Genomic DNA, 13,942 nt, shown 5'->3' with positions numbered 1-13,942 from the left:
TTTAAATATAGATAGATGTAGAATTAATGACGCTTCGCCAACAAGCTATTCGACAGACGATTTAACCATTGTGGGCTAATACTCGAAAGTTGCATTAGGGTTTTGGCTTTTAAACCGACCGCACGATGCGTATTGGTCAGAATCGAATCTTTAACCGTCGCTTGTTGATACACCACCTGGGCGACATCTTCTGTCGATAAATGCACGCCCATGTTTTGAATGGTGGCTGCATCCATATCTTTCACCATTGCAGTTTGTACAAATAGCGGCATGACATCTAAGACCCGAATGCCGTATTTTTGCCACTCTATATCTAAACCTTCCGTAATGCCACGTACTGCAAATTTGGAAGCAGAATAAGAAATTAAATCGGCTTGTCCATAAATCGCAGATGCCGAAGACAGGTTAATCACCCGTGCAAAACTTGCTTGTTTTAAATAAGGCAAAGCCGCATGACAACCGTTTAATACACCATTCACATTCACCGCCATAGTCCGATGATGCGCTTCTATGGGCGTGTCTTCAAATGCACCTGAGTAGAGAATTCCTGCATTATTCACCAAAATATTCAATTCACCTGCCCATTGGCAAAAATCGGATAATGCAGCTTGCCAACTGGCATAGTCTGCTACATCAAGCAAACCTGCATGCGCACGCTCACCCAATTGTTCTGCCAATTGCTGTGCTTGTGTGAGATGAATATCATAAATACCGACACGGTAACCTTGCCGATAAAACAATTGTGCGATTGCCGCACCAATGCCTTGTGCAGCGCCACTAATCAAGATACTGTGCATTTGAACTTGCTCCCTGATGTTATTTTTGTTGTGCATATCGTCCTTGCCGTCTGAGCATAACAAAAAAATGGTGCATTCGTGCAATAAATTGAAATAAGGAACAACCCATGCAGCAATTGCTTTCAATCATGCAACAGTTACGTCAACAATGCCCGTGGGATCAAAAACAAACCCCAGAAAGTTTGACTCAATACGCAATTGAAGAAGCTTATGAAGTTGAAGCAGCAGTGCGTTCAGGCAAGGTGGATGATGTACGTGATGAACTGGGTGATTTGTTGTTGCAAGTGGTGTTTCAGGCACAAATGTTTAGCGAACAAGGCGCATTTGATTTTCAGGATGTGGTGCAAGCCATTTGCGATAAATTGATTCGTCGGCATCCACATGTTTTTCAGGCAGAACAGTTTGCGCAGCTTAGCGCAGAAGATGTCGCTGCCTTATGGAAAACCATCAAACAACAAGAAAAACAGGGTAAAGCAAAGTCACGTTTAGATGAGGTGAAACATGCACCCGCTTTGGTGCAGGCACAGCAAATTCAGCAGCATGCGGCACAATTGGGCTTTGACTTTCATACCGTGCAAGATGCGTATGGCAAGTTAGAAGAAGAATTGCAAGAATTACAACAGGCGATTCAACAGCAACAATCCGATGAAATACAGGATGAGTTAGGGGATTGTTTGTTTTCTTTAATCAATGTTGGGCGTAAACTTGGCGTGTCCAGTGAGTTGGCATTATTGGGCACAATTCATAAATTTAGAACACGCTTTGCTTACATTGAAGATCAGGCCGAATTACAACAAAAAACAATAGAAGATATGACTTTAGAAGAAATGGATCAACTTTGGGAGCAGGCAAAACAACAATTAAAATGACAGGTTTGGCGGCAACATGAATATATCGCAGCAATTAAAAGTTTCTTTTCGCTTTTTTTCTTTCGGATGGCAGTACTGGCTTGCATTGCTGTTATGCAGTATCAGTGTATGGACTACAGCACAAAATGTGCAATCTAAGCCTGCGCAGCTGGGTGGGCACAGCTATGATCAAAACTATTTAAAATGGAAAGCGCAGCAAGCCGCGCAAGATCAGCGTTTAAGTGCGGCTCAAACCACATCATCAAGCGCAGAACATTATTTAGCACGTCCTACTCAGCAAAGTGCGCATACAAATCAAGTGCGTTTAAATAGCGCTTCACTAGAACAATTGCAGCAATTGTCTGGGGTGGGCATGAAAAAAGCACAAGCGATTGTGGAATACCGAAAACAAAATGGAAAATTCCAAAGTATTGAAGAACTTCAGCAAGTCAAAGGGATTGGGTCTGCCTTATTTGCCAAGAATAAACACAAGTTGGCATTGTAGCTGCAAGCAGAATTTTAGCACTGCACATTGCAAAATTAGCATGTGAATCAAATTGCCCTTTGATTGTGTTAGAGATATGATTAGCGACATCTTATCTGTTTTACGTTCAGACGTAGGAGACAGCGTCTTTTGCAAACTTTGCGCGCGTCAAAATGTGGTTTATCTACCGCTCAATTACCTTCTTCCATTTTAGATGTTCTAGATGCTTTAACCAAAGCAGGCTATGAAGCTTATATCGTCGGTGGTGGAGTTCGTGACTTAATGTTAGGGCTAAATCCGAAGGATTTTGATGCCGTAACCAATGCCACACCCTCACAAGTGAAAGAAGTTTTCGGACGACGTTGCCGAATTATTGGACGACGTTTTGAGCTGGCGCATGTCTATGCAGGGCGTGAACTAATTGAAGTGGCCACTTTCCGTGCGCCACCGAAAAAAGCTGTGACTTCTGCGGCGGGGATGATTCTGCGCGATAATAATTGGGGCACAATCGAGCAAGATTTTGCCCGTCGTGACTTTTCAATCAATGCGTTGTATTACCAGCCACGCAAAGGCATCGTGTTAGATTTTTGCAATGCCGTAGATGATATAAAGCACAGAAACTTGCGTTTATTGGGCGATCCAACTTTACGTTTTGAAGAAGACCCAGTGCGTATGCTGCGTACTTTGCGTTTTGCTGCCAAATTAAATTTCAATATTGATCCAAAAATTCTTAAAATTTTTACGCCTGAAATGACGCAGTTATTGCGTGATGTATCTCCACACCGTTTATATGATGAGTCGCAAAAACTCTTTACGATGGGACATTTAAATAAAGTCCTGCCGATGTTGATTGAGTTTGGTATTTGGCGTCAGTTATTTGCCGACATCAAGCCAGACATCAACTCATTTATTGAACGTGCAGCAAAAAATACCGATCAACGGATTGCGATTGGTAAAACCATCAACCCTGCATTTTTCTATGCGGTGCTGTTGTGGCAACCGTTTTTAGAGCGTTGTGACTTTTATCTTTCTAAAGGTGTGGTGGCAGCCGAAGCGCGAGCCCAAGCAGGTTTAGATGTACTGAAACGTCAGGCGACACGTACCATTATTCCTCGTTTTGCTGAAACTTTTATTCGTGAAGTTTGGGAAATGCAAACCCGTTTATTGCAACCGAAACCACAGCAAATTGAAGCATTGTCTGGGCATGCGCGTTTCCGTGCAGGTTTTGACTTTTTATTACTGCGTGAAAAAGCAGGCGATAGCTCGACTTTAGGAATGGGTCAGTGGTGGGATGCCTACCAGCTTATGAGCACCGATGAAAAAGAACGTGCGATTGCCCAATATAACCGATTACGTGCCAAGAGCCGCCGTAAAACAGCGCAAGAACCTGTTGATGTGGCACCAGCAACACATGCTGCCGATATGCAGATTGAACCCTTGGTGAATGAGCCTGAGCCTCGTAGTCGACGTGCGCGTAAAGCCAAACAGTATGAAGAAAATCGGGCGCAATTGACTGCTACAGCAAACGGTTCAGGTATTGGTGCAGATCATCCGATTTTAAAACGTAAACGTGTGCAACGTGATTTAAGCCAAGTGATTTTTGGGCCAACACAATGAGCAACATCACCTATATTGGTTTAGGCAGTAATTTGGGCGATTCGCGTCAAATTTTGACTGAAGCGGTGCAAAAACTGGCAACTTTGGGGCAAGTGCAGACTTCTAAACTGTATCAAAGCCCACCAATGGGGCCACAAGATCAGCCTAATTATTTGAATGCTGTGGTACGTTTAGATACTGAACTTGAAGCCTTGGCATTGTTAGATGAATTACAGCGTTTTGAACAAGAGTCGGGTCGGGTGCGTTTACGTCATTGGGGTGAGCGTACGCTAGATTTAGACTTGTTGATTTATGCTGATGCCAACATTCAAAATGAACGTCTGACTGTACCGCATGTGGGGGTGTTAGAACGTGATTTTGTCGTCATCCCGTTGTTAGATTTGGATGCTAACTTAAGCGTTAAGGGACAATTATTAAAACACTCGCCATTGCTTGAACATCCGAGCTTAACTGTTGTAGATGCCAGCAATTGGGCAGGGCTATAAAGTTTTAAATTAAGCATGCGTGATGCTTTTTCCATAGAGGAATATTTTCATGATTAGTTTAAGTGACCTAAGAAAATTTAAAGCGGAAGGTCGAAAATTCTCCTGCCTGACTTGCTATGATGCAAGCATGGCGAAAGCAATGGAAATTGCTGAAATTGATACGATTTTAATTGGCGATTCTTTGGGGATGTCCATTCAGGGGCGTGACTCAACCTTGCCTGTCAGCGTGGCGGATATGGCTTATCATACTGCGGCGGTGCGTCGTGGTAATCAACATGCTTTTATTTTGACTGACTTGCCATTTATGAGTTATGCCACCTTAAATGATGCATTGCAAAGCTCGAAAGAGGTGATGCAAGCGGGTGCACAAATGGTCAAAATGGAAGGTGGTGCATGGCTCAGCGAAACCGTTGCAACATTGACCCGTAATGGTATTCCTGTCTGTGTACATTTAGGTTTAACGCCACAATCGGTGCATGTATTTGGCGGTTATAAATTACAGGCACGTACCCGCGAAGCTGCAGATAAACTGATTGCTGACTGTAAAGCTGTGGTAGAAGCAGGCGCGGCGATTCTGTTACTAGAATGTGTGCCAGCACAGCTAGGTCAAGAAATTTCTGCCTTGTTCCCTGAAATTCCAGTGATTGGGATTGGTGCAGGTGCAGACACTGACGGTCAGGTACTAGTGGTGCAAGACATGCTGGGGCTGACTTTTGGTCGTGTCGCAAAATTTGTACGTAACTTTATGAAAGAACAAGCGGGTGAAACTGCCATTTTGGATGCGTTTAAAGCCTATCATGCTGCAGTTCAAGATGGTTCTTTCCCAGCACGTGAACAAACTTTCCAAGTCGAGTTGTAATATGAAAACTGAAACCACAATTCAAGGCTTAGCGGCTTCATTACAGCCTGCACGCGCTGCGCGTAAAACCATTGGTTTTGTTCCGACCATGGGCAATTTGCATGAAGGACATTTAACCTTGGTGCGCGAAGCGAAAAAAATATGTGATGTGGTGGTGGTCAGTATTTTTGTCAATCCAATTCAATTTGGCCCTAATGAAGACTTTGACAGTTATCCGCGAACTTTAGACCAAGACAGTCAATTGTTGGCAGAAGTCGGTTGTGACATTATTTTTGCGCCTTCAGTTGAGCAAATGTATGGCAGCAAACCACGTTTGACCAATATTTCAGTGAGCGAGATTACGGCAGACTTATGTGGCTTGCAGCGTCCTGGACACTTTGATGGTGTTGCGGTGGTCGTGACCAAGTTATTCAATATGGTACAGCCAAACTATGCTTTCTTTGGTGAAAAAGACTATCAACAACTGGCAGTCATTCGTCAGTTTGTACGTGACTTGAATATTCCGCTAGAAGTGATTGGTGTGCCAATTGTACGTGCAGCAGATGGTTTGGCACTTAGTTCACGCAATGGGTATTTGAGCGCTGAACAGCGTCAAATTGCACCGACAATCTATCAAAGTTTAAAGGCTGCTGCACAAGCATTACAGCAAGGTGAAACTTTGTCACAAGTGTTAGCGAATATTAAAGCAACATTGACAGCAGCAGGCTTTGTTGTGGACTATGTAGAGGCGCGTACAACAGAATTGCAGAAAATTGAAGCATTTAGTGAAGATCTGGTGTTGTTCGTTGCAGCAAAATTGGGCAATACACGTTTAATTGATAATTTGCAGGTCAAACATTCTGCATAGCTGGCAATAGAAGGGTTGCATGCCATGAAACGTATTTTGATCGTGACAGGTCAATCGGGTTCAGGAAAATCTTCGGCATTACAAGTGTTGGAAGATTTGGGTTATTACTGTATTGATAATTTACCTTTGGCATTGCTCCCCGAAATTGTGGATAAACTGGATCAGGAAAATAACTTGGAACAGTTGGCATTGGGGGTAGATGTACGCAGTACCCGTGCCGACTTGCAAGAGTTTGATTTGGTATTTGAGCAACTGCAAAAGCATGGTTCAGTCGATATTATTTATCTGACCACGCAAGATCAGGAATTGATTGCCCGTTTTAGCGCATCACGCCGTCCGCATCCACTCTCTAGCCGTTTTAAAAGCTTGAATGAATGTATTCAAGAAGAAAAAAACTTGTTGATGCCGATTCAGTTCCGCTCTACGGTTCATATTGATACCACTGACAAAAGCGTGCATGATTTAAAACATGTGTTGTTGTCTAAGCTTGGGCAAACTGACAAATTGATTGTAATTTTACAATCCTTTGGCTATAAGCACGGAATCCCCTTAGATGCCGATTATGTGTTTGATGTGCGTCATTTGCCCAATCCACATTGGGATTTGGAGCTCAGGAAATATTCAGGCTTAGATGCCCCTGTGCAGGAATTTTTGCAACAAAGTTCACAAACGCATGAAATGTTTCACGACATTCAGCAGTTTTTAGAAAAATGGTTGCCAGCCTTTGCCGAAGGGCATCGACACTACATTACCATTTCAATTGGCTGTACGGGTGGGCAACACCGTTCCGTTTATATCGTTGATAGACTAAAAAAAGCACTTGAGGCAAAATGGTCTATTCAAGTCTTACACCGAGAAATGAAGCACTGGTCATGATTGACACAACTGTTGACGTAATTAATAAACTAGGTTTACATGCACGGGCATCTGGGAAACTGATTGAAGTGACCACCAAATTCCGTTCGTCAATCCAAATTGGTAAAGGCGACAAATTGGTTGATGCCAAAAATATTATGTCCTTGCTCATGTTAGGTGCAGGCAAGGGAACTACTTTACGCTTGGTGATTGATGGTGCAGATGAAGAAAAAGCTTTATCTGATATTCAAGCACTGTTTGCAGCAAAATTTTACGAGGCAGATTAATCGTGGCACGTCGACCGCAACGTTTTACCGAAGATGACTTTGAATCTTTAGAAGGGCGTGCAAGTAAAACCGAACAGAAAAAAGCCGTACAACGTATGGCCGCGCTTGGCGAACAATTGGCGCAGTTAAGTACTAAACAAATTCAAAAACTTCCAGTAGAAGAGCGTTTAATTGATGCTTTACTGGAATTGCAAAGTATTACTTCACATGAAGCACGTCGTCGTCAGTGTCAGCGTATTGGTAAATTGTTGCGTAATGAAGATGAAAGCGTAATTTTGTCTTATTTGACACCGCAACAAGGTGCGAAAAAAACCGCACAGTTACAGCGTTGGGTGGAACGAATTATTAAAGACGGCGACCCTGTGATTAATGATTTTAGTAAAACCTATAAAGCGGCTGAACGTCATACACTGCGTCAGCATGTGTTGCGTATCCACCGTGATATGAAACAGGAAGTGTCTGCGGAAGAACTTGAAGCATCTAAGCTCAAGTTGTTTAACTATGTGCAGCAAGTGGCTTTATTGTCAGAAAGCTAGATTAGCGTACCTTATCTAAGAAGATAGATAGCGTGAGCTGATGATTGCACAAAAAAACGACTCATGACGAGTCGTTTTTATTTGGTCTTAATATAGAGATTTTCAAATTTTAGCCAAACTCACCGACTGAACGCTCTTTGGCCCATTCACGCAGTACAAATTTTTGTAATTTACCTGTCGATGTTTTTGGAATTTCAGTAATCACCACATCCTTTGGTACTTTAAAACGCGCCAAATGTTGACTGCAATAGGCAATAATTTCTTCAGGACTGACCTGCTTGCCTTCTTTCAGTTCAATAAAGGCACACGGGACTTCCTGCCAACGTGGATCTGGTTTTGCCACCACTGCGGCTGTCAAAACTGCAGGATGTTGATACAGCACCTCCTCCACTTCGAGTGACGAAATATTTTCACCCCCTGAAATAATCACATCTTTAGAACGGTCAGTAATTTTGGCGTAGCCATCGGGTTGGCAGACGGCTAAATCACCTGTATGGAACCAGCCACCTGCAAATGCTTCTGCGGTGGCTTCTGGGTTTTTCAAATAACCTTTCATCACGATATTGCCACGGAACATAATTTCGCCCATGGTTTTGCCGTCTTTTGGTACAGGTTGCATGGTTTCTGGGTCTAAAACTTTCATGCCATCTTGCAGCGGATAAGGCACGCCTTGACGCGAATGTAATTGTGCTTGTTCTTGAATGGATAGGTCGCTCCAGCCTGCTTGAGAAGCACACAGCGCAGATGGGCCATAGGTTTCAGTTAAGCCATAAACGTGAGTTACGTTAATGCCAATATTGCGCATACCTTCAATAATTGCTGCTGGCGGTGCAGCACCCGCAACCATCACTTCAACACGGTGATCAAACTGAGTCTTTTTCTCCTCAGGGGTGTTGATGAGCATCGACAAGACAATTGGCGCACCGCAGAAATAATCGACTTTGTGCTCTGCAATTAATTTAAAAATCAGTTCAGGGTCGACTTTACGTAAGCAGATATTGGTGCCACCGTTGGCTGCCATCGTCCATGCAAAGCACCAGCCATTACAGTGGAATAGGGGCAGTGTCCATAGGTAGGTTGCACGTGGGGTCATCCCGCAGGCAATAATATTACTGGCTGCATTAATGTAGGCACCGCGATGATGATAGACCACGCCTTTCGGGTTGCCTGTCGTGCCAGACGTATAGTTCAGGCTAATTGCATCCCATTCATCTTGTGGCAAATGCCATTCAAAATTTGGGTCACCTGCAGCCAGCCAAGTTTCGTATTCAATCTGTCCGATGCTAAGGGCATTGGCAGCATGCTCATATTCTGCATCGTTGACATCAATCACGTAAATTTCATGATTGACCATCGCTAAGGCTTCTTGTGCCAAAGCCGCAAATTCAGGGTCAACCAAAAGCACTTTGGATTCTGCATGATCGAGCATAAACGCCAGTGTTTTGGCATCTAAACGAGTGTTTAGTGTGTTCAGCACTGCACCCGCCATTGGCACAGCAAAGTGTGCTTCTAGCATGGCAGGAACATTCGGAAGCAGCACCGAAACAGTGTCATTTTTGCTGATGCCTAAATTTTGAAGTTGATGTGCAAATTGGCAGCAGCGCAAATAAGTTTCGCGCCAGGTAATTTGACGTGAACCGTGAATAATCGCGTTTTGGTGCGGGTAAATATAAGCTGCCCGTTCTAAGTAACGTAACGGGGACAAGGCGACAAAGTTCGCAGGGGTACGCGGTAATTCATCGTATGCGCTGACCATTGTTATTCTCCATAATATGTGTCGTTATTTTATCCAACTTAAAAAGATAGGGATTTTATGGCAGCTTTGCAGTTATGCTTTAGTCGAAAATCTGTTGTTTTTGTTTTGAATCGCTTGTAAGTACATTTAAAAAATAGTTTAAGTAAAATTTAGCAGCTATTTTTTATTCAATAAAAATAGTAGCTTATTGGAAAATATTAACTTATTCTGTCATTTGGCTTTTATAGAGTGATGGGCTGAGACCTGTCCAACGCTTAAATGCACGTCGAAATTCGCGTAATTCACTAAAGCCAAGTTGTTGGCTAATTTCAGTCATGCTCAAAGGCTGTTGTAGCAGTTGTTTGGCTTTATTTTCCAAAACGTGTTGGCGCAGGTTTTGGAAGATGCAGCCTTCGGCAAGTAATTGTCTGCGTAAATGTCTTTCGCTCATTTGAAAATGTTGTGCCGCTTGGTGCATATCAAAGTGCTGAGGTAAATGCTGTTCGATTAGATAACTCAACACGTGTGCATATTGCTGTTGATTAATCGCCTGCATATCCTGATACGCTTGTTGGCAGACACGCAGGGCGGTGCTGTAATTGGCGGCACTAGAGGTTTTAATTTGGCGTCCTAAATCTCTGGTCGGAACACCAAAGCATTCATGTATGATGAAAAGTGCAGAGGACATTGATAATGCACCTGATAAGCCTCTAAATAGTCGGGTTGGGCAAAACTAAAATGCACTTCGACCAAATCTTGATGATTGCCAAGCATGACGTCTAAGCAGCTAACAATACTGGAGAGGACTTCATCGCAAAAAAAGCGCAGTAAGTTCCCCGTGGGATAACGCTCTTTCATCACCAGTGTAGGAGAGGTCGAGGAAAAATCGTACTCCAAATCCATCACACTGCCTGAAATGGGATGGTACTGCAGTCCTGTCTGTAAGGCTTCTACAACATTTTGACTGGACACCATGGCAAAACTGAGCATGCCCATGGAAATCAGCCCCTTGTCACGTCCAATTTCTAAGCCTAAATGTGCACATTGAGTGTCTTGCAGGGCGCGTGTCACCACTTTGCAAATATCTTGAAATGAAACAAAACCATTGCCTTGGACGATTTGATCAAGATCTTGAGAAATTCCCTGAAACCATGGTTGATAGGGGATCTGTTGTTCTTTGGCGTAATGAATCAGACCTGACAATAAGGCAGGCGGCACGTGCTGCAGCAAGTAGTTTGAAGTTGCTGACATAAGTCCGATTATCCCCCCATGCCATTGTCGCTTTGACCCTTATTTGCCGTGATGCAATTTTGTTTAATGGCGTTGATCAGCGTCATGACTGATTGTATAGATGAAAAGGAATACGATTGCAATGTATTTGGTGGGTTGGGATAAACAGGAAATTCATATTCAGCCAAAAGGGCTTGCCATGTTTGGTTATGGCAACTGGAAACATCGTGCCTATGAACAACGAACAGCTTTATTTGCCCGCAGTATTTGTATTCAAATCTTAGACAATGACTTATTAATTTTTTGCTGTCTGGATATGGGGTGTGTGACCTATGCTATGCGTCATTTAGCGATACAGCGTTTACAGCGTAAACTGGGGGAGCGTTTTCAGCCGCAGCGTTTGGTATTGATGGCAACGCATACTCATTCTGCACCTGGCGGTTGTGCACATGAAGCGTTGTACAATATGCCCACACCTGGTTTTGTGCCTGAACATTTAAATGCAGTGGTCGATGCGATTGTGGGCAGTGTGCTCAAAGCTTTGGCGACCCAGAAAAAACCGATATTTATATGAGCAATGGTCGTTTTGCAGAAGAAACGCCAGTGGCATGGAATCGCTCTTTAACAGCGTATAACCGTAATCCTGATGTATCTCGTAGAACGCTGGAACAGGCACATTTGGCCTTAGATCGTGATATGCAATTGCTTGGTTTTTATCGCGAAGGTAATTTACAGGCAGTTTTTTCTTTATTTGGGGTGCATGCTACCTGTTTAAGCAGTCGTTTAAGCGCTCATGATGGTGATAACAAAGGTTATGCCGCACTTTGTACCGAGCGTGCACTGCAACAACGTGGGGTCAAAAATCCTGTGGCAATTTTTGCCCAAGCCGCAGCGGGTGATGTTTCTCCACATTATCATGGCCCTGAGCAGTCACAGGTACGTGCTGCAATGCGCGATGAAAAAGAATACGAATATACACAGCAAAATGGTCGCTATCAAAGTGAATTGGCACTGAAAGCTTTGGCACATAGAGGTACGCCGTTAATGGGAGCTTTAGATGCTGTGTGCCATTATGTCGATTTAAGCAATATTGAAATTCCAGTTGAATTTGCGATGGGGCAAACAGATGCAAAAACCAGTGCAGCCTGTCATGGTGCAGCATTTTTTGCAGGAACACCTGTAGATGGTGCAGGTGTGGCACAACCGATTTTTAAAGGTATGCAATGGTTAGCGCAGCGAGTGAAAAAGAAAAAGTTGAGTAATCCTCAAGCCGCAGATTATAGCTATTATCAACAGCTATATGCCTCACAAGGCCCCAAAGATATTGTGCTGGAATGTGGTTCTAAAACCATTTTTGGCAAGCCACTGAATCATTATCCTAAATTTTTAGACAAACTGATTGCAGAAATGAACAAGCAGGCCAGTGTAGGCGCAATTGATCATAGCTTGTTGGTACCGAATGTAGTGCCATTACAATTAATTAAAATTGGCGACTTAACCTTGCTGTGCTGTCCTGGGGAAATTACTACTGTTGCAGCTAAGCGGCTCAAAGTAACCGTACAACAAGAATTGGAATCGACTCAAAAAGTATGGTTGGCTTCATATTGCAATGATTATATGGGCTATGTGACCACCTTCGAGGAATATCAACAACAAGCCTATGAAGGTGGTCACACTTTATATGGACAGTGGACTTTGGCAGCGTTGCAAACTAAATTTCAATATTTCGCAGAGCAATTGAATTTGCCTATTCCACAACGCGATACAGCATCGTTATTACCGCCCGCTGTACCTTTGGATGAATTAGAAAAAAGAACATATCGTGACAGTTTGAAAGCTAATGCGCTAAATGAATTGTAGTTTTTTTATACATTGTTCCATGTGAAACATATTCTAAATCATGTACTAGTCAGGAGGTTAATCTAAATCAATATGGATAGAGAGGTCATTTATCTCATCCATGTGTCTCTATTTTTTTAATGCGGTACTTTAAAAAGTAACGCAAAACAAACTGCAATAAAAATAAATGCCACGCAGAAAAAGGAAGGATTATGAAACAGCGTTGGAGTAACTGGTCTGGAAAGCAAACAGCCTATCCAGACTTTTTACAGCCGAAAAATGTAGATGAACTGAAAAAAATTGTGCGAAAGCACGACAAAATTAGAATGGTCGGAGCAGGGCATTCCTTTAGCCCCTTAGCCACAACCGATGATGTGATGGTGAATTTAGATCATATTCAGGGGGTGCATCAATTTAATGCACAAAAGCAGCAATGCACCTTACATGCAGGGACTCGGCTGTACAAACTGGGTGAATGTCTAGCTCCGATTCATCAGGCGCTGCAAAATCAGGGCGATATTGATCATCAGAGTTTGGCAGGTGTGGTTGCAACAGGAACACATGGCACAGGTGTGGATTTACCTTGTCTATCGGCTTTGGTGACTGATTTTGAACTGCTCACAGCAGAGGGTGAGGTGTTGCAATGTTCACCTGAACACAATGCTGAAATTTTTCAGGCAGGTCGGGTCGCGCTGGGCAGTTTTGGGGTGATGACCAAAATCACTTTACAAAACCGTTCGCGCTATAAACTCAAAGAGCAGCTACGTTTATGTGCCTTGAGTGATATTTATCAATATATAGACCGTTGGAAGCATCAACATCGGCATATTGAGTTTTGGGCATTTTTACACAGTGATCAGGTGATTTTAAAAACCTTAGATGAGAGCCGAGGATTGACGGATCCTCGTCCGCAACATTGGTTATCAGAAGACCGTTTATTAAATTTTTGTTCGGAAATAACCCGTGTTTTTCCACAGTTAAATCCGTATTTACAATCTTTGTTGGGCGTGTTTATCAAACCGAGTACTCATGTCGATTGGTCGAGTCAAATTTTCCCAACGCCACGCAATACCAAATTTAACGAAATGGAATACCAATTGCCTGCCGAGCAAGGTTTGGCGTGTTTAGAAGAATTATTGGCGGTTTTGAAACAACAGCGTGTCGCCATGTTTTTCCCAATCGAGTTTCGCTATGTCAAAGGCGATGATATTTGGCTGAGTCCTTTTTATGGACGGGATTCGGTGTCTATTTCAATCCACCAATTTTATAAACAAGATTGCCAACATATTTTTAAATGGGTCGAACCGATTTTACAAAAATATCAGGGACGTCCACATTGGGGCAAATTGCACAGTATGCAAGCGGATCAATTACGTGAGTTATATCCAAAATGGGATGATTTTATGCAACTTCGTGAGCAGCTTGATCCACAGCAAAAATGGATTAATCCATATTTAAGACAAATTTTCACGATTCCAAGTTTGAGTGCAGCGTGATGTTCAATAAACAACTCAAGCAATCGC

The 13,942-nt window shown here is 43.0% G+C and carries 14 protein-coding genes and 1 pseudogene; 11 read left to right on the top strand and 4 right to left on the bottom strand.

What is annotated here, in order from left to right; all coding sequences use genetic code 11:
• Positions 1–23 precede the first annotated feature (23 nt).
• Positions 24–797, bottom strand: coding sequence for an SDR family oxidoreductase (locus tag FTV28_RS07610; protein ID WP_096901545.1), 774 nt, complete (start codon positions 795–797; stop codon positions 24–26).
• 107 nt (positions 798–904) lie between these two features.
• Here FTV28_RS07610 and mazG point away from each other — a divergent pair, with 107 nt between their 5' ends.
• The 9 genes from mazG to yjgA all read left to right on the top strand — a co-directional run bounded on the left by mazG (position 905) and on the right by yjgA (position 7,615).
• Positions 905–1,666, top strand: a complete 762-nt coding sequence (mazG, locus tag FTV28_RS07605) for a nucleoside triphosphate pyrophosphohydrolase (RefSeq protein ID WP_179989951.1) — start codon at positions 905–907, stop codon at positions 1,664–1,666.
• A 16-nt stretch (positions 1,667–1,682) separates the two neighbouring features.
• Positions 1,683–2,150 carry a ComEA family DNA-binding protein gene (locus tag FTV28_RS07600; protein WP_179989949.1) on the top strand — a complete coding sequence of 156 codons (468 nt, stop codon included), beginning with the start codon at positions 1,683–1,685 and terminating at the stop codon, positions 2,148–2,150.
• 129 nt (positions 2,151–2,279) lie between these two features.
• Entirely contained in the window at positions 2,280–3,746 is a 1,467-nt protein-coding gene (gene pcnB, locus FTV28_RS07595) for a polynucleotide adenylyltransferase PcnB (RefSeq protein WP_096901516.1), read from the top strand.
• Entirely contained in the window at positions 3,743–4,231 is a 489-nt protein-coding gene (gene folK / locus FTV28_RS07590; RefSeq protein ID WP_004975118.1) for a 2-amino-4-hydroxy-6-hydroxymethyldihydropteridine diphosphokinase, read from the top strand. Before pcnB ends, folK begins: the two co-directional genes overlap by 4 nt.
• Before the next feature lie 49 nt (positions 4,232–4,280).
• The gene (panB, locus tag FTV28_RS07585) at positions 4,281–5,090 is read left to right on the top strand and encodes a 3-methyl-2-oxobutanoate hydroxymethyltransferase (RefSeq protein ID WP_004975120.1); all 810 of its coding nucleotides are present in this window, start codon (positions 4,281–4,283) and stop codon (positions 5,088–5,090) included.
• Between the two features lies 1 nt (position 5,091).
• Entirely contained in the window at positions 5,092–5,937 is an 846-nt protein-coding gene (panC, locus tag FTV28_RS07580) for a pantoate--beta-alanine ligase (protein ID WP_004975122.1), read from the top strand.
• A 24-nt stretch (positions 5,938–5,961) separates the two neighbouring features.
• Positions 5,962–6,813 carry an RNase adapter RapZ gene (gene rapZ, locus FTV28_RS07575; protein ID WP_179988665.1) on the top strand — a complete coding sequence of 284 codons (852 nt, stop codon included), beginning with the start codon at positions 5,962–5,964 and terminating at the stop codon, positions 6,811–6,813.
• The gene (locus FTV28_RS07570; RefSeq protein ID WP_026438354.1) at positions 6,810–7,079 is read left to right on the top strand and encodes an HPr family phosphocarrier protein; all 270 of its coding nucleotides are present in this window, start codon (positions 6,810–6,812) and stop codon (positions 7,077–7,079) included. The genes rapZ and FTV28_RS07570 overlap by 4 nt, the downstream gene beginning before the upstream one ends.
• 2 nt (positions 7,080–7,081) lie before the next feature.
• A complete protein-coding gene (gene yjgA, locus FTV28_RS07565; protein ID WP_154320379.1) occupies positions 7,082–7,615 on the top strand; it encodes a ribosome biogenesis factor YjgA in 534 nt (177 codons plus the stop codon).
• A 109-nt stretch (positions 7,616–7,724) separates the two neighbouring features.
• Here yjgA and FTV28_RS07560 read toward each other — a convergent pair whose 3' ends face one another.
• The 3 genes from FTV28_RS07560 to FTV28_RS13560 form a co-directional block, all read right to left on the bottom strand.
• Complete coding sequence (locus FTV28_RS07560) at positions 7,725–9,371, bottom strand: acyl-CoA synthetase (protein ID WP_104852462.1); 1,647 nt, start codon at positions 9,369–9,371, stop codon at positions 7,725–7,727.
• Positions 9,372–9,573: 202 nt separating this feature from the next.
• Complete coding sequence (locus tag FTV28_RS13565) at positions 9,574–10,038, bottom strand: helix-turn-helix transcriptional regulator (protein ID WP_257222819.1); 465 nt, start codon at positions 10,036–10,038, stop codon at positions 9,574–9,576.
• A complete protein-coding gene (locus FTV28_RS13560; RefSeq protein ID WP_228274501.1) occupies positions 9,981–10,601 on the bottom strand; it encodes an AraC family transcriptional regulator ligand-binding domain-containing protein in 621 nt (206 codons plus the stop codon). Before FTV28_RS13560 ends, FTV28_RS13565 begins: the two co-directional genes overlap by 58 nt.
• Before the next feature lie 121 nt (positions 10,602–10,722).
• Here FTV28_RS13560 and FTV28_RS07550 point away from each other — a divergent pair.
• A pseudogene (locus FTV28_RS07550) lies at positions 10,723–12,440 on the top strand (neutral/alkaline non-lysosomal ceramidase N-terminal domain-containing protein).
• A 191-nt stretch (positions 12,441–12,631) separates the two neighbouring features.
• The gene (locus FTV28_RS07545) at positions 12,632–13,915 is read left to right on the top strand and encodes a D-arabinono-1,4-lactone oxidase (protein ID WP_131260750.1); all 1,284 of its coding nucleotides are present in this window, start codon (positions 12,632–12,634) and stop codon (positions 13,913–13,915) included.
• Positions 13,916–13,942: the final 27 nt, after the last annotated feature.

It is taken from the genome of Acinetobacter sp. YH12252 (assembly GCF_013417365.1).
In the GTDB taxonomy this organism is placed as follows: domain Bacteria; phylum Pseudomonadota; class Gammaproteobacteria; order Pseudomonadales; family Moraxellaceae; genus Acinetobacter; species Acinetobacter towneri.
Note: the sequence above shows the minus strand (reverse complement) of the source record. Positions and strands in the feature narration are given on the sequence as shown.